This window comes from Gemmatimonadales bacterium, assembly GCA_036265815.1.
Taxonomy (GTDB): Bacteria; Gemmatimonadota; Gemmatimonadetes; order Gemmatimonadales; family GWC2-71-9; genus CAVVWJ01.
Map to the genome: position 1 here is coordinate 79558 of DATAOI010000052.1, position 15416 is coordinate 94973.

Below are 15416 nucleotides of genomic sequence, written 5' to 3' on the forward strand. Positions count from 1 at the left end.
GCGGCGGCGCTCAGTCCCCGGACCCGCTCCGGGCGAGCGCCGCCGCGCAGTTGATCAGGGCGATGTGGGTGAACGCCTGAGGAAAGTTGCCGAGGAACTGTCCGGTCACCGGATCGATCTCCTCGGAGTAGAGACCCACGTGGTTGGCGTGGCGCAGCATCCGCCGGAACACCCGGGAGGCGCGTTCCGGCTCGCCGATCATGGCGAGCGCCTGCGCCAGCCAGAAGGTGCAGATCGAGAAGGCCCCCTCCTCCCCCTCCAACCCGTCCGGGTGGCGATAGCGATAGACCAGCTCCCCGTCCGCGCTGGTGAGCTCGCGCGCCACGGCATGCACGGTACTCTGCACCCGGGGGTGGTTCCAGGGAAGAAAGCGTACCATGGGGATCGCCAGCGCCGCCGCGTCGAGCGCGTCGTAGTCGTACGCCTGGGTGAACGACTGGTGCTTCTCACTCCATCCGCGTTCCATGATCTCGGCGTGCAAGGTGGAACGCGCCGCCTGCCATCCGGCCGTATCTGACTCGAGCCCCAGCTCCTCGGCCATCCGGATTCCCCGATCCAGGGCCACCCAGCTCATCACCTTGCTGAACACGTAGTGGCGGACCTCGCCCCGCACCTCCCAGATGCTGGAGTCGGGGAGCGCCCAGTTGTGACTGACCCAGTCCACCAGGCCGCGCAGGACCCGCCAGGTGCCCTCGGTCATCTCGTGGTTTCGCCGCCAGATGTCGGCCGTCTCGAGCACCTCCCCGTAGACATCGAGCTGGAGCTGGCCGACCGCGCCGTTGCCCACCCGGACCGGACGGGAGCCGTAGTAGCCCGAGAGATGGTCGAGCTGGCGCTCCACCAGGTCACGCCGGCCGTCGATGCCGTACATGATCTGCAGGTGACCGCCCCCCTCGTGACGGCAGACCTTCTTGAGGAAGCGCATGAATGCGTCGGCCTCCCGGCGGTGTCCTACCGCATCCAGGGCCGCGAGGGTGAAGGCGGCGTCACGCAGCCAGACGAAGCGATAGTCCCAGTTCCGCCCCCCACCGAGGGTCTCGGGCAGCGAGGTGGTGGGTGCCGCGATGATGGCGCCGGTTTCGGCGTGAGTCAGGAGCTTGAGGGCCAGCGCCGAGCGCTTGACCATGCCGCGGAAGGGCCCCCGGTAGCGCACCCCGGCCGACCAGCGCGCCCAGTACGCGGCGGTGATGTCCAGCTTCTGCGCGCTCTCATAGCGATCCACCGGGTGGATGTCGTCGTCATCGTAGCGGAGGACCAGCCAGTGCTCCTCGCCTTTCTCCAGCTCGAAGCGGGCCGTGGCGGTGGACTGCTCCAGGATCCAGTCGATCGCCTTGGCGCTCGAGAGGGTGAGCACCTGATCGGTGCGATCGGTGGCGAAGATCCCGGCGCGGAGCAGCTCGAGACGGGTGGTCCGGGCGCCGTACTCGAACCGGGGCATGAAGACCATGTGCATGGGGACGCGGCCCCGGGTGCAGCGGAGCTTCCGGTGGATCTCCGGGTGCTCGCTCGAGGGGCGCCCGTCCTCGTCCACCGGCATGAAGTCGGTGAGCGCCACCACCCCCCCGTCGGCGGTGCGGAACGTGGTCTCCAGGACATTGGTGCGCGGGAGATACCGCTGGGTGGAGGTCCAGGCGCCCTGGGGCCGGATGGCCCAGGTGCCACCGCGCTCGCGATCGAGGATCGCGGCGAAGACGCTGCCGCTGTCGAAGCGGGGGAGACAGCACCAGTCGATCGCGCCGTCCAGGCCGACCAGGGCCGCGGTGCGCATATCGCCGATCATGCCGTACGCCGAGATCGGGGGCAGCCCCTCACCCACGGCACGACTGTCTATCGCCTGGAGTGGAGTGGGAGAACGGAGGTCGGTCATCGCCCCAAGTATAATGTCACGCTGGACTGAACTTGCATCGCGCGGGTGACTCATTCACCTTCCCTGAATCTTGTCCGTCTATCCACCCATCGTCATGCGGCGTTCCACCTGCTGCTCAGCGGCTCTCCGAACGCTGCCGCTCCTGCTCGGCCTGGTGTCGGGGTGCCGGAAGCCGCCGCCGGACGGCGTCGCCCTGGTAGGAGCGACCCTGATCGACGGTACCGGCGGCCCCGCCCTGCCCAATGCCGCCGTCGTGGCGCGGCGCGGACGGATCGAGTGGGTGGGCAGCGCCGCCGATTTCAAGCTGCCGCCTCGTACCCTCGAGGTGAACGCGCGCGGCCGATGGATCATTCCCGGGCTGATCGACGCGCACGCCCACGTGGCCCGCTGGGCGCTGCCTCGCTACCTCGCCTGGGGGGTCACCACCGTGCGCGACATGCACGGGACCCTGGACTCCATTCTCGCCCTGCGGCGGGCCCTCGCCCTGGGTGCGCTGCCGGGACCCCGGGTCTACAGCGCCGGCGCCATGATCGATGGCGAACCCACCACCTATCCAGATGCCCTAGGCGCCGCAACCGCCGCTGAAGCCCGGAAGGACGTGGACCGGCTGGTCAGTGCGGGGGTCGACTTCATCAAAGTCTACAGCCGGGTCGACCCGCCTCTGCTCAGAGCCATCCTGGACGAGGCCAAGACCTTCAACCTGAGGGTCAGCGGGCACCTGGGTCTCACCGACGCGCTCACGGCGGCGGAAGGCGGAATCAACTCGATCGAGCACATGAGCGGCGTGCCGGAGGCGGCCCTGGCCGATCCGTCGGCACTGTTCACCGCCCATCGCCAGGGATTCTTCGCCGGCTGGACAGCGTTCGAGCGGAGCTGGGCCGGGTTGGATTCCTCGGCGCTCGCCCGGGTGGCGACCGGGCTGGCCGCCCGGCGGGCCATCATGGTGCCGACGCTCGTGCTCCACGAGACCTTCAGCCGGCTGGACGATTCCACCGTGGTCCGGGACAGCATGCTGCGGGAGGTGCCCCAGGAGGAGCAGCGCCGCTGGAACGTTCCCGACATGATCGCGCGGGCGCACTGGACGGTAGATGACTTCGCGGCGCTCCGCCGCGCGAGGCCGCCGCAGGACCTGTTTCTGCGCCAGTTTCAGTCCGCGGGCGGGCGCATCGCGGCCGGCACCGACGCCTCCAATCAGCTCCTGATTCCGGGGTACAGCGAGCACGAGGAGATGGCGCTCCTGGTCGGTGCCGGCCTGACGCCCCGGGACGCGCTGCTTGCGGCCACCCGGAACGGCGCGCTGCTCCTGGGAGTCGACTCGCTTGGCTTGATCGCGCCGGGAAAGGCCGCCGACCTGGTGGTGCTCAAGCGTGATCCGCTGGCCGATATCCGCAACACCCAGTCGGTGGACCGGGTGATGTCCCGAGGCCGGCTGCTGTCGGCCGATTCGATCCGTGCGGCGTGGCAGCGTGAGCGATGAAACGAGTAGTAGCGCCCTGATCGATCGAATCGGTCGCTTCTTCGGGGTCGAGGCCACCCGGCAAGGCGTGCTGGCCCGTGCGGCACTCGGGTCGGAGGACCGCGGGGGCGAGCTGGTGAGCCGGCTGCTGGTCGCGATGGAGCGCGAGATCCGCCCCGACGGCACCGTGGGCGGGGCGGCCGTCCCCACGATCTGGCGAGTCCACGAGCTGGTCGATCTCGGTCGCCGCGGCAGGGACCCCGCGGTCCACCGGGCAATGACCTGGGTGCTCGGGTTGCAGGGGAAGCCCGGCGCATTCGGGGACGGCTGCGACAAGCCGCGGCACGGCCAGCGGATCTGCGAGCACTATATCCGCGGATTCTTCGCGCCGGCACCGCCGGAGCAGCGACTGACGCCGATCACCCTGCCCAACGGCAAGGTATTTCGCGCGGAGCCCGCGGCGCGATTCGCCATCAGCTGTCTCGCGCTACGCGGGGCCCTGCGCACCGGGCACGCGGCCCGCACGGCCGTGGAGCAGCACGTCGCGAGCCTCGCCGCGCTGGCCGAGCAGTGGACCAGCTGGAGTGGATTCTTTGCACCCGAGGTGATCGTGGCCGGCATGCACGCGCTCGCGCTGGCCGGGCCGTCGCATCAGGCGGTGGTGGACCGACTGGTGTCGCTGGTCGGGGAGCATCAGGCAGCCGACGGCAGCTGGCCCAACGCCGACCTGTTCCCTGTGCTGGAGGCCCTGTCTGCCACCCGGCACCCCCGGGCCAAGGCGCTGATCCAGCGGACCCGTCCCGCGCTGGCCTCCCGCCAGCGGGCCGACGGGAGCTTCGGCTCGCCGGCCCAGCAGGAGCGGGCGCTCATCGCCTTGCGAGCACTGCTCTGGGCCGAAGAGGCATCATAGTCCTGCCTGCAGCACCGCCCGCGCCACCCACCAGGCACCGATCGCCATCGCCAGGAACCCGACCAGCATGACCGACCGGCGCCCCCATGCCAGCGACCGGCTAGACGCCCGGCGCACCGCGCCGGCGGCGACCAGTGCGAAGAGGATCATCGCGAGGGTGACCCCGATGCCGAAGGCGGTGAGGTAGCCCAGGCCGAGACCGACGCGATCCATCATGGTGACCGGCACCAGGGCCACCACGCCGCTGCTCCCGGCCAGGCCGTGCAGCAACCCCACCAGGGTGATACCACCGTGGTCGTGCGGCCGCGCGGGGGGCGAGGCGGGGCCGTGCGGGTGGCCATGGGTGCCGAGGCCCTGGTGCACATGCAGATGAGCGTGTCCCCCGTGTTCCTCCGCCGAGTGCAGGTGTAACTTCCGGGCGGACGCGAGGGCCCACCCGCCCAGCCCCAGCAGCACGAGGCCGACCAGGCCTTCGCCAAGAGGCTCGTACCGGAGTGGCCAGCGGATTCCGGTTGCCAGCAGGAAGCCGCCTGCGGCGAGCACTGCAATCCCGTGACCCATCCCCCAGCGGAGGCCGAACTGGGTGGCGGAGGCGAGAGTGGGCCGGCGACTGACGAAGGTGGTCACCGCCACCATGTGATCGACTTCGAGCGCGTGCAGGCAGCCGAGCATCCCGGCGGTGCCGAGAGCAATGATGTCGGAGGACATGGGCCGGAATCCTACCACCAGGCAGACCTTTCCGAAACGAGCATGTCGGAGCCAGCCGCCGAGCCACAACCCAGAGTCCGTCTCACCTCGCTCTCCCATGGGGCCGGCTGCGCCTGCAAGCTCGGCTCGGTGGAGCTGGCAGAGATTCTGCGCCGGCTGCCAGGCGTGACGGATCCGCGGGTGATGGTGGACGCCGCCACCCGTGACGACGCGGCGGTCTTCCGCCTCACCGACGACCGCGCCCTGGTCGCCACAGTGGATTTCTTCACGCCCATCGTGGACAATCCGGCGGATTGGGGCGCGATCGCGGCGGCCAACGCGCTGAGCGACATCTACGCCATGGGCGGCACTCCCCTGTTCGCCTTGAGCCTGGTCGGCTGGCCGCGCGAGAAGGCCTCCTTCGAGATTCTGGGCGAGGTGCTCCGCGGCGCCTTCGAAGTCACCGAGCGGGCCCGATGCATGGTGCTGGGCGGCCACTCGATCGACGTCGTGGAGCCGATCTTCGGCCTGGTAGTACTCGGGGAGGTCCACCCGGACCGGGCGCTCACCAACGCCGGCGCGTGTGCCGGAGACGTGCTGGTGCTGACCAAACCGCTGGGCACCGGCATTCTCTCGACCGCGCTCAAGCGCGACGCCTTGCTGGAAGCCGGGATGGCGGAGGCAGTGCGCTGCATGACCACGCTCAACCAGGGCGCCGCCCGGGCGGCGCTCGAGGTCGGCGTCAGCGCGGCCACCGACGTCACCGGCTTCGGCCTGCTCGGTCACTTGAGCAACATGCTCGACGCGAGCCAGGTCGGCGCGGAGGTCGCTTACGAGGCGCTGCCGCTCCTGCCCCACGCCTGGAACCTCGCTTCCCGCGGCATCGTGCCGGGCGGCACCCAGCGCAACCTGGCCGCAGCGACACGGGTCGAGTGGGCCGACGACCTGGCAGCGGCCGACCGGGCGCTCTGCGTCGATGCCCAGACCTCGGGCGGGCTCCTTCTGGCAGTGCCGCCGGAGCACGAGGCGGCACTGCTCGCCGCCTTGGAAAAGGAATCGACGCCGGCGGCGGCCGTGATCGGCCGGATCACCTCGGGTCCGCCTGGCCAGATCCGCGTCGCCCGCCGGCTCTAGACCAGCGCCGCTCCGCCTGCCCGAATCCTCATGTCCCCACTGCGCTGGAGTGCCGAGCGAATGGATCAGCTGGAGAGTGCCGCGCGCCGGGGGCAGCGGGTGGCGCTCATGCGCCGGGGCACCGAGTACATCGTGGTCGCCGTGCGGGTGATCTCCGCGGGGCGGGGCGAGGCGCTGATCGGTTACCTGCCCATGACCGGCGAGGAGCTGACCTTCCGGCTGGACGAGATCGACAACATGCAGGTCATCGATTGAGCGGCCGCGCGTGAGCGGTCCCGCCGTCCTCCACCTCGACGAGAGCTGTCTGGGCAACGGACGGGAGGGCGACAACCCGGGTGGGTCCGGCGGTCTGGTCGAGGCGCGGAGCGGGAACGGGCGGATCCACCGGCTCGATTTCTATCTCCATTCGCCCGCCACCACCAACAACCGGATGGCGCTGAGCGGCGCGATCGCGGCCCTGCAGCTGCTGGGGCGGAAAGGCGCCCGGGTGCGGGCGCTGATCGTGTCCGATTCGGAGTACCTGGTCAAGGGCATGCGGGAGTGGGTGCCCGGCTGGATGGCGCGGGGCTGGAAACGCAAGGTCGGCCCGATCGAGAATCTGGAGCTGTGGCAGGCGCTGGTGGCGTCGGCCCGCCTGCACGAGGTACAGTGGACCTGGGTTCGGGGACACCGGGGACATCCCAAGAACGAATACGCCAACGACCTCGCCGTCGCGGCGGCCCGTGAGCAGAAGACCTCCCAGGGCCTGATCGAATCGGAGTTCGAGAGCTGGCTCGCCGCAAAGCTGGCCAAGGGTCTCTACGCCGATTACGCGCCGGACGAGACGTTCGCGGCGCTGGAGCGGCGCCTCGCGGCGGGTGATTCGTTTCCCCTGGCCGAATGAAGGGAGACACCACGCCGTCGCGGTCGGAAGCTTGCTTGACACCGCCGCGGGTGGTCCCTAACCTGGCTCACCGACCGCTTCGCCACGAGGGTACCGCGTGACCGATCTGGAGCGTCTGTTCCGCCGGCTGGTTCGGAACCTGGCCGACACCGAGCCGGCTCGACTGCATCAGCCACTCCCACTCGCCGACGTATACCAGTCCATCGTACCCTATCGCAGCAACCGGCGCTCGCTGGGGCTGGAGAGCAGCGAAGACTACGAGCTGGTGCTGCTCCGGCTCGCCGGCGGCGAGGGAGGCCTGGTGCGGACCGAGCCGGAGGAGGCACGGAAAAAGCTCGCGGCGGAGGCGGCGAGCAGCAATCCGGACCTGGGGCTGCTGCGCCGGATGGACAACGTCTTTCTGACCCTCCGCTCGGAGCCGCTGGCCTACGCGCTCGGTCCCGAGCCCCACGCGACGGAGTCACGTGCGGCGGGCAGGGCGGCGGCCCCGGCGCCCCCTGATTTCGCCGAGCCCGACGAGCTCCCGGCGGTCGAGGCCGCTGCTCCCGAGGCCGCCGATCCGGTGGTCGCCGATCCGGTGGCTGCTGTTCCGGTGGCTGCTGTTCCGGTGGCTGCCGTGCCCGACTGCCTCTACTGCGGCGGCAGCCTTCCACGTCATCGGACCGTGACGTTCTGCCCCCATTGTGGTCAGCGCCAGGGGCCCGCGACCTGCCCAGCGTGTCACAGCGAGGTCGAGCCCGGCTGGCGGCATTGCGTGAACTGCGGGAGCGCATTGCACGACGGCTGACTGAAGTTTTCCGCGGGCCTGCCGACACTCCGCTTCGGGGCGGTGCATCCCCGGGAGAGTCAGGCCCGCGTTATCCTTGAGAGGACCGCCACCGGGACCCCGCCGTGCCCTGGAACGCCGCCGTGCGCCCGCAGGACGTGCTCGCCGTCATCATGGGCGGCGGCGCCGGAACGCGTCTCTTCCCCTTGACCAAGGATCGCGCCAAGCCCGCCGTGCCGCTGGCGGGGAAGTACCGCCTGGTCGACATCCCCATCAGCAACTGCATCAACTCCGATCTGCGGCGGATCTTCCTGCTCACCCAGTTCAACAGCAGCTCACTGCACCGGCACGTGGTCGAGAGCTACCGGTTCGACACCTTCACTCCCGGCTTCGTGGAGATCCTCGCCGCCGAGCAGCGACCGGACCGGGTCGACTGGTACCAGGGCACCGCGGATGCCGTGCGCCAGAACATGATGCATCTCGACGCCTACCCCCACCGCCTGGTGGTGATCCTGTCAGGCGACCAGCTCTACCGGATGAACTTGTGTGCCCTGGTGGAGCAGCACGTGGCGAGCGGGGCGGAGGTGACGGTGACCACGACGCCGATCGGGGCGGAGGCGGCGCGCGCGTTCGGGATCATGCAGGTGGCGGAGGGTGGCCGGATCACCAGCTTCGTGGAGAAGCCCACGGAGCCCGGCTCGCTGGCGGCGCTGCCGGGCTACCCGGATGCCCTCCCCGCGTCGATGGGCATCTACGTGTTCGACCGGGGGGTCCTGGCCGATGCACTGGTGGGCATGGATCACGATTTCGGAAAGCACGTCATTCCGAAGCTGATCGAGACCCGCCGGGTCTTTGCCTTTCAGCACCAGGGCTACTGGGAGGACATCGGCACCATCCGGTCGTTCTACGAAGCCAATCTGGATCTCTGCGCCCCACTTCCGCAGTTCAATTTCTACGATGCCACCGCACCCATCTTCACCCACGCCCGTTACCTGCCCGCGACCAAGATCATCAAGAGTCAGGTGGAGCGCTCGGTAATCGCCGACGGCTGCATCATCAACGACGCGGTGATCGAGCATTCCCTGATCGGGGTGCGGAGCCACATCCAGGCGGGCGCGACCATCCGCGATTCCCTGGTGATGGGGCAGGACTACTACGAGACGCCCGACCGCCCGGGCCCGTGGGGCGCCCCGCCGATGGGATTGGGCCACGGGACCTCGATCGAGCGCACCATCGTGGACAAGAACGCCAGGATCGGGGACGAGGTGCGGATCACCCCGGACGGGAAGCCGGCGCACCTGGACGGACCCAACTTCTACATTCGCGAGGGGCTGGTGATCATCCCCAAGAATGCGGTGGTGATGAGCGGAACGGTCATTTAGATATTCTTTTGCGACAGAATGCACCCCGAGGCCTTGTCGCATTTGAGCCCGTTGTCCTCGACTTTGCGGCAATCTGACCCTCGCCCTGCCGCTGCCGCCGACCGGCCCGCTGCAGCGGCACCATTGACCGCATAGCGCCGCCATCCCACATTCGCTCCAATCTCGGCCGCTCGGCCGCCCCTTCTCCATCACCGGAACTCCCATGTATCGACCTGCGCTCCTGGCCGCCGGCCTCGCTGCGTGTGTTGTCAGCGGACTCGCGGCTCAGGCGAACACCCCCTCCCACCCCGCCTCCATACCCGACAGCACCGACGTGCTGATCGTCGACCATGAGTTCACCGCCGGGGTGGGAGAGTTCACCCGGGTATTCCTGCAGGCGGCACAGGTCTATCGCGGCGAGCTCAGCACCGAGGACGTGACGCTGGAGATCCGGTCGATCGGACGGCAGGTACGACTGCCCAGGGTGTATCCCCTGCTCGCGTCCCAATCGCCGTCCGGCAGCTCCATCGTCGAGCTGTACCCCACCGTGGATGCGGAGTACGAGGTGCGTCCTGTCCGCGCGGCCGGCGCTGGCGGGGGCATTTCTACCCGGCTCCGGCTGTATCGCGACATCAGGGAATCCCGCCGGCGCCAGCGGGTCATCGATCAGCCCTCTTGGGAGATCGGTATGGAGCTCGCCGGCGGGTATCACAGCGGTTTCGCCCACACCCAGAGCCCGCTGCCGGGCGAGGAGCTCAGCGGCGGGAGCAACGTCGAGCTCTGCTTCTCCGCCCGCAGCGCACCGGGTATCCCCCGGCTTGGCATGTGCGCGCTCGGCCTCGGGTACGAAACCCAGCGCGGTGCCAAGGACATCTTCTGGATCTTCACGGAGCCGCGTTTCCGGCTGCTCGGGCGGGCCAGCCGGGGCAAGTCCAACTGGGAGCTCGGCGCGCTGTTCCGCGTCGGGCTCGGTGAGATCTCCCGCTCGGCCGACGTGCCGATCATCCTCGCGCCCGGCGGCTACGTCGCCCGGCAGATCCGGCGCGATGCCAGCGGCCGGGGATGGAGTCTGCAGCTGGCCTACTCTCATCCGACGCTGTACCGGTTTGCCAAGCCGCTGGACGGGGGAGAAGGCGTCACCCCGCACAGCGACCGGCTGCTCTTCGGGATCGGGTGGTACCAGTAAGGTCCCCGCGATTTGCTTGAAGTGCCCCCTGCACGGGGGCATATTTCCGGTCCAATGCCGTCGCTGCCGCCGCCCCGCCCGAGCTCCCTTCCGTGAACGCCGTACGTCGTGAGGCCGGAGTCGTATTCCTTGCCGGCGTTCGCACCGGGTTCGGGGCGTTCGGCGGTGCGTTGAAGGAGCTGTCCGCCACCGACCTCGGTACCGTCGCCGCTCAGGGAGCGCTCGCCAGGTCCGGAGTGGAGCCCGCCGAAGTGGATCACGTGGTATTCGGCAACGTGCTCCAGACCTCCGCCGATGCCCCCTACCTTGCCCGCCACATCGGCCTCCGCTCGGCGCTCCCGGTGGAGACCCCGGCCGTCACCGTCAACCGGCTCTGCGGCTCGGGGTTCGAGGCCGTCATTCAGGGAGCGCAGCAGGTCATGCTGGGCCAATCGCGGGTGGTCCTGGCAGGCGGCACCGAGTCGATGAGCCAGGCGCCGCACGTCGTCCGCGGGGCGCGGTGGGGGCTCCGCCTGGGGCCCTCGGCCCCGATGGAAGACTCGCTCTGGGAAGCCCTGCGCGACGCCCAGTGCGGGCTCTCCATGGCGGAGACGGCGGAGAACCTGGCCCAGCAGTACCGGATCGGCCGTGAGGCGGTGGACTGCTATGCCGCGCGAAGCCAGGCCTGCGCCAAGGCGGCCTGGGACGCCGGGGTGTTCGCCGACGAGGTGGTCCCCGTCCAGCTCACCAACCGGAAGACCCGCCAGCCGGAGCCGTGGATGGCGGACGAGCACGTGCGGCCCGGCACCACCCCTGAGGTGCTGGCCAAGTTGCCGCCCTACTTCAAGAAAGACGGCGTGGTCACCGCGGGGAACGCCTCGGGCATCTGCGACGGCGCCGCCGCGCTGGTCGTCGCCGGCGAGCGGTTCGCCGAGGAGCGGGGTCTTCGGCCGATCGGACGGCTGGTGGCCTGGGCGGCGGCCGGGGTCGACCCACGCATCATGGGTATCGGCCCGGTGCCGGCCTCCCGGCGGGCGCTGGAGCAAGCGGGACTCGAGCTCGACCAGATGGACCTCGTGGAGATCAACGAGGCCTTCGCCGCCCAGTACCTCGCCGTCGAGCAGGAGCTCGGCCTCGACCGGGAGCGGACCAACATCCATGGGGGCGCCGTGGCGCTGGGTCACCCGCTTGGCGCGAGCGGCGCGCGCATCACCCTCCATCTGCTCCACGGGCTCAGGCGGCAGTCCGGTCGCTACGGACTCGGCAGCGCCTGCATCGGCGGGGGCCAGGGGGTCGCCGTGATCGTCGAAGCGTTTTCCTCATGAGGACCGGACCATGGACTTTCTGATTCCGGCGCTGGCCATCGCGGTCGTCTACTCCTTCCTGAGCCTGCGGGTGGTCCGCCAATACGAGCGTGGAGTGGCGTTCTTCCTCGGCCGCTACTGGGGAACCAAGGGACCCGGCCTGATCTTTCTGCCCGCCGGCTTCTCCGGGCAGAAGCGCGTCTCGCTTCGGATCGCGGCGATGGACATCCCGCCCCAGGACGTCATCACCCGTGACAACGTCTCGGTCAAGGTCAATGCCGTCCTCTACATGCGGGTGACCGATCCGGCCAAGGCGGTGATCGAGATCGAGGACTATCTCTACGCCACCAGCCAGCTGGCCCAGACCACGCTCCGCGCGGTGCTGGGTGAAGTGGAGCTCGACGAGCTGCTATCCGACCGCGAGAAGATCAACGCCGTGCTCAAGAAGATCATCGACGAGCGCACCGATGCGTGGGGCATCGAGGTCTCGGCCGTGGAGGTCAAGGATGTCGACCTACCCGATCAGATGAAGCGCGCCATGGCCCGCCAGGCGGAGGCCGAGCGTGAGCGCCGGGCCAAGGTCATCGCGGCGCAGGGCGAGCTGCAGGCGTCCGAAACGCTGGCGCAGGCGGCGAGAAACCTCGCTGCCGAACCGAGCGCCATCCAGCTTCGCTATCTGCAGACCGTCACCGAGATCGCGGCGGAGAACAACTCCACCACGCTGTTCCCCATACCGATCGAGCTGTTCCGGCCGTTCCTGCAGAACGCGACGTCGACTTCACCGCCCACGCCCGCCGTCAAGGTGGAAGCCGCCGAGCCTCCCGGGGCCGCCTTGCCCGCGGGGGACATCGCCAGCCTGATGTCGCAGCTCCGGCTGGGCGCCGCGGGCAAGCATCCCCAGGACTAGCATGGCCGACCTCACGCCGGCCCGGCTCGATCGGGCCGCGCTCGAGCGGATCATCCAGCGGGCCGCCGAGCTCCAGACGGCGGCTCGCGACATTGGCGAGAGCCTCACCCCGGACGAAGTCCTGTCCCTGGGCAAAGAGGTCGGCATCCCCGACCGCTATCTCCAGCAGGCACTGCTGGAGGAGCGGACCCGGGTGGTCGTGCCCGAGCCCCGCGGGCCCTGGGCGCGAGTGGCCGGGCCGGCACAGGTCAGCACCCAACGGGTGGTTCCCGGTTCACCCGAGCAGGTGGAGCGGGCGCTGGTGCAGTGGATGGAGCAGAACGAGATTTTCTGCATTCAGCGGCAGCAGCCCGGGCGAATCACCTGGGAGCCGATGAGCGGCATGGCGGCCGCCATGCGCCGTTCAGCCGCCGCCTTCGGTAGCGGGAAGCGTTCCTTCATGCTCTCGCGGGCTGACACCGTCTCCGCCACCCTGCTGCCTTTGGAGCCGGGCCGCACCCACGTCACGCTCCAGGCGGAGGCGCGCCGAGCCCGCGCGGAGTACGCCGGCGGCGGCGCGGCGGTGGCCGGTGCCGGGCTGGGCAGTGCGGCGCTGATGATGGTGCTCGGCGCCTTTCTGCCGGTCGCGTTGCTGCCGGTGCCGATAGCGCTGGGGCTTGGCTACGTGACGGCTCGGCGCTACGGACCGGCGCTCCAGCGGATCCAGCTCGGGCTCGAGCGCGCACTGGATCATCTGGAGCACGGCGAAGCCCGGGCCAACCCACAGTTTCCTCCCCGCGCCACCGGATTGCTCGGCCTCATTGCGGACGAGGTGCGCAAGTCGCTGCGGTAGTCCACTCCCGCTGTCATCCGGAGGAGCTCGATGCCCGAGATCACCAGCGTCGGCGTGCTCGGCTGCGGCCTCATGGGCGGCGGCATCGCGCAGACTGCCGCGGCCGCCGGATTCCCCACGGCTGTGCGGGACGTGACCCAGGCGCTGCTGCAGCGGGGCGAGGGGGCGATCGCGCGCTCGCTGGCCAAGCTGGTGGAAAAGGGCAAGCTCGATCCGTCCGCGCGGGACGGCGCCCTCGAGCGCCTCAGCTTCACCACGGAGCTGGACGACCTCCGGAGCTGCGACATCGTGATCGAGGCGGTGCCGGAGGACCTGGCGCTCAAGAATGAGCTCTGGCGAGCGCTCGACGAGCGCTGCCCGCCCGCCACCATCTTCGTCTCCAACACCTCGAGTCTCCCGATCGGCGCGATGGCCGCCGCGACCTCCCGTCCCGATCGCTTCGCCGGACTCCACTTCTTCAACCCGGTTCCCCTGATGCCGCTGGTGGAGGTCGTCCGGGCCGTCACTACGTCGCGGGAGACGTTCGAGCAGGTGATGACCTTCGCCCGGCGGCTCGGCAAGGAGCCGCTCGCCGCGCGCGACCGGTCCGGCTTCATCGTGAACCTGCTGCTGGTGCCGTTCCTCATGGACGCCGTGCGGGCGCTCGAGCACGGGGTGGGCGCCGCGGCGGACATCGATCGCGGCATGCAGCTCGGCTGCGGGCATCCGATGGGGCCGCTCGCGCTGCTCGACTTCATCGGCCTGGACACCGCGATGCGCATCGCCGACATCATGTTTGAGGAGTATCGTGAGCCCCGCTACGCCCCGCCCCCGCTGCTCCGGAGGATGGTGGGCGCGGGGCTCTACGGCCGGAAAAACGGCCGGGGGTTTTATGATTATGCCTCCGATCCGCCGCTCCCCATCGATCTCGCCATCTAAGGAGACCTGATGTTCGGCTACGACTGGCCCCGGCTGCACGCCGCCCTGAACGACCTGCCGGCCGCCCTGCTGGCCACCGCCGTGTTGTTCGATCTCCTGGGGGCGCTCACCGGGCGCCCCTCGCTCCGGCAGGCCGGCTTCGTGACCATGATCGCGGGTACCATCGGTGCCGGGCTGGCGGTGCTCTCGGGCCTGCAGGCCGAGGACCACATCGCCCACGGCGAGGCGGTCCACGCCATCATGAAAACCCACGAGACGCTCGCGCTCGTCACCCTGGGCATCTTCACCGTGCTGGTGGTGTGGCGGATCGTGCGCGAGCGGCGGATGAGTGCCGCGGAACGCACCCTCTCGCTCGTGGTCTCGCTGACCGGCGCGGGAGTGCTCGTCGCCACGGGTGCCTACGGGGGGAAGATGGTCTTCGAGCACGCCGCGGGCATTCCCTCCGAGGCACTGAAGCAGGAGCTGCACGAGCGGGCAGAGGGCCACCATCACCATGGGGGGGAGGCGGAGGAGCACGAGCCGATGGGCGAGGAGCACGACTCGGCGGCCGAGGCGCAGGAGCACGCCACCGATTCCGAGGGGCACGAGCACGCCGCCGATTCCGCGGCGCCGGCCGGCCACAGCCATCCACCCGGCACCCCTCCACACAAGGACTGAGCGATGGGCCTCCCGCGAGCGCTGCCCGCGCTCATCGCCGGCCTGCTGGCCTGTCAGCCTTCGACCACCCGGCCGACGTTCGCGCCGTTGCCCGAGGCAGCGGTCACCGAGGTCCGGCTCTCCCAGCCGGAGGCCACCCGCCATCTGGCCGAGGGCCTCAAGGCGGAGTCGATACCGGCCTCGCGGGTGGAATTACGGGACGGGTACATCGAGAGCCGCTGGTTCGACTCCGCCACCGGAAAGCGGAGCTCCCGGCGTCCCATCGGCACCGGTGTGGTCCGGGTCCGCGCCTGGGCCGATCCCGCCCGTCCCGGCAACACGCTGCTCACGGTCGAGACCCTCTACCAGCCGCTGCTCGACCCATCGCTCCCTCCTCGGGATCTGGAGCGCGAGGTGCCGCGCGATCATCCGGTGGCGGTGAAGGTCCGCGCCCTGCTGCAGGATCTGGTCAAGCGCTACGGCGGCCCGCCGCCCCCGGAGGCGCAGCAGCCGGCGCAATCGAACGTCCGGCCGACAGAAGGAGAGCAGGAGCCGGAGGAAGGTGGGGTAAGGTGAGGTAGGGTGGGGCA

General features: G+C 69.8%; 16 protein-coding genes. 14 read left to right on the plus strand and 2 right to left on the minus strand.

Annotation, left to right across the window (positions count from 1 at the left end; all coding sequences use genetic code 11):
* Positions 1-10: 10 nt before the first annotated feature.
* Positions 11-1867 (minus strand): glycoside hydrolase family 15 protein, encoded by a 1857-nt coding sequence (locus tag VHR41_11345; GenBank protein ID HEX3234783.1) that lies wholly within the window; start codon positions 1865-1867, stop codon positions 11-13.
* Between the two features lie 94 nt (positions 1868-1961).
* Here VHR41_11345 and VHR41_11350 point away from each other — a divergent pair, with 94 nt between their 5' ends.
* Positions 1962-3344 (plus strand): amidohydrolase family protein, encoded by a 1383-nt coding sequence (locus VHR41_11350; protein ID HEX3234784.1) that lies wholly within the window; start codon positions 1962-1964, stop codon positions 3342-3344.
* On the plus strand, positions 3334-4233 hold the full coding sequence (locus VHR41_11355; GenBank protein ID HEX3234785.1) for a hypothetical protein: 900 nt from the start codon (positions 3334-3336) through the stop codon (positions 4231-4233). The genes VHR41_11350 and VHR41_11355 overlap by 11 nt, the downstream gene beginning before the upstream one ends.
* Here VHR41_11355 and VHR41_11360 read toward each other — a convergent pair.
* Positions 4228-4941 (minus strand): hypothetical protein, encoded by a 714-nt coding sequence (locus tag VHR41_11360; GenBank protein ID HEX3234786.1) that lies wholly within the window; start codon positions 4939-4941, stop codon positions 4228-4230. The two genes, VHR41_11355 and VHR41_11360, sit on opposite strands and share 6 nt — an antisense overlap.
* A 42-nt stretch (positions 4942-4983) precedes the next feature.
* Here VHR41_11360 and selD point away from each other — a divergent pair, with 42 nt between their 5' ends.
* The 12 genes from selD (at position 4984) to VHR41_11420 (ending at position 15402) form a co-directional block, all read left to right on the plus strand.
* Positions 4984-6054 carry a selenide, water dikinase SelD gene (gene selD, locus VHR41_11365; GenBank protein ID HEX3234787.1) on the plus strand — a complete coding sequence of 357 codons (1071 nt, stop codon included), beginning with the start codon at positions 4984-4986 and terminating at the stop codon, positions 6052-6054.
* A 60-nt stretch (positions 6055-6114) separates the two neighbouring features.
* A complete protein-coding gene (locus tag VHR41_11370) occupies positions 6115-6309 on the plus strand; it encodes a hypothetical protein (protein ID HEX3234788.1) in 195 nt (64 codons plus the stop codon).
* Between the two features lie 10 nt (positions 6310-6319).
* A complete protein-coding gene (locus VHR41_11375) occupies positions 6320-6937 on the plus strand; it encodes a ribonuclease H (GenBank protein ID HEX3234789.1) in 618 nt (205 codons plus the stop codon).
* Positions 6938-7034: 97 nt separating this feature from the next.
* Positions 7035-7724, plus strand: a complete 690-nt coding sequence (locus tag VHR41_11380; protein HEX3234790.1) for a zinc ribbon domain-containing protein — start codon at positions 7035-7037, stop codon at positions 7722-7724.
* 104 nt (positions 7725-7828) lie between these two features.
* The gene (locus VHR41_11385) at positions 7829-9085 is read left to right on the plus strand and encodes a glucose-1-phosphate adenylyltransferase (GenBank protein HEX3234791.1); all 1257 of its coding nucleotides are present in this window, start codon (positions 7829-7831) and stop codon (positions 9083-9085) included.
* A 202-nt stretch (positions 9086-9287) separates the two neighbouring features.
* Positions 9288-10250, plus strand: a complete 963-nt coding sequence (locus tag VHR41_11390; protein HEX3234792.1) for a hypothetical protein — start codon at positions 9288-9290, stop codon at positions 10248-10250.
* Positions 10251-10342: 92 nt separating this feature from the next.
* Positions 10343-11554 carry an acetyl-CoA C-acetyltransferase gene (locus VHR41_11395; protein HEX3234793.1) on the plus strand — a complete coding sequence of 404 codons (1212 nt, stop codon included), beginning with the start codon at positions 10343-10345 and terminating at the stop codon, positions 11552-11554.
* 10 nt (positions 11555-11564) lie between these two features.
* Complete coding sequence (locus VHR41_11400) at positions 11565-12440, plus strand: slipin family protein (GenBank protein HEX3234794.1); 876 nt, start codon at positions 11565-11567, stop codon at positions 12438-12440.
* A 1-nt stretch (position 12441) separates the two neighbouring features.
* A complete protein-coding gene (locus VHR41_11405; GenBank protein ID HEX3234795.1) occupies positions 12442-13272 on the plus strand; it encodes a hypothetical protein in 831 nt (276 codons plus the stop codon).
* Positions 13273-13302: 30 nt separating this feature from the next.
* A complete protein-coding gene (locus VHR41_11410; protein ID HEX3234796.1) occupies positions 13303-14190 on the plus strand; it encodes a 3-hydroxybutyryl-CoA dehydrogenase in 888 nt (295 codons plus the stop codon).
* 9 nt (positions 14191-14199) lie between these two features.
* Positions 14200-14847, plus strand: coding sequence for a DUF2231 domain-containing protein (locus VHR41_11415; GenBank protein ID HEX3234797.1), 648 nt, complete (start codon positions 14200-14202; stop codon positions 14845-14847).
* A gap of 3 nt (positions 14848-14850) precedes the next feature.
* Positions 14851-15402 (plus strand): hypothetical protein, encoded by a 552-nt coding sequence (locus VHR41_11420; protein ID HEX3234798.1) that lies wholly within the window; start codon positions 14851-14853, stop codon positions 15400-15402.
* Positions 15403-15416 lie beyond the last annotated feature (14 nt).

Excerpts from the sequence above, each read along its gene's own strand:
- VHR41_11350 (HEX3234784.1), top strand. The coding sequence starts at position 1,962 with ATGCGGCGTTCCACCTGCTGCTCAGCGGCTCTCCGAACGCTGCCGCTC.
- VHR41_11420 (HEX3234798.1), top strand. The coding sequence starts at position 14,851 with ATGGGCCTCCCGCGAGCGCTGCCCGCGCTCATCGCCGGCCTGCTGGCC.
- VHR41_11405 (HEX3234795.1), top strand. The coding sequence starts at position 12,442 with ATGGCCGACCTCACGCCGGCCCGGCTCGATCGGGCCGCGCTCGAGCGG.
- selD (HEX3234787.1), top strand. The coding sequence starts at position 4,984 with ATGTCGGAGCCAGCCGCCGAGCCACAACCCAGAGTCCGTCTCACCTCG.
- VHR41_11345 (HEX3234783.1), bottom strand. The coding sequence starts at position 1,867 with ATGACCGACCTCCGTTCTCCCACTCCACTCCAGGCGATAGACAGTCGT.
- VHR41_11360 (HEX3234786.1), bottom strand. The coding sequence starts at position 4,941 with ATGTCCTCCGACATCATTGCTCTCGGCACCGCCGGGATGCTCGGCTGC.
- VHR41_11390 (HEX3234792.1), top strand. The coding sequence starts at position 9,288 with ATGTATCGACCTGCGCTCCTGGCCGCCGGCCTCGCTGCGTGTGTTGTC.
- VHR41_11370 (HEX3234788.1), top strand. The coding sequence starts at position 6,115 with ATGGATCAGCTGGAGAGTGCCGCGCGCCGGGGGCAGCGGGTGGCGCTC.
- VHR41_11410 (HEX3234796.1), top strand. The coding sequence starts at position 13,303 with ATGCCCGAGATCACCAGCGTCGGCGTGCTCGGCTGCGGCCTCATGGGC.
- VHR41_11415 (HEX3234797.1), top strand. The coding sequence starts at position 14,200 with ATGTTCGGCTACGACTGGCCCCGGCTGCACGCCGCCCTGAACGACCTG.
- VHR41_11400 (HEX3234794.1), top strand. The coding sequence starts at position 11,565 with ATGGACTTTCTGATTCCGGCGCTGGCCATCGCGGTCGTCTACTCCTTC.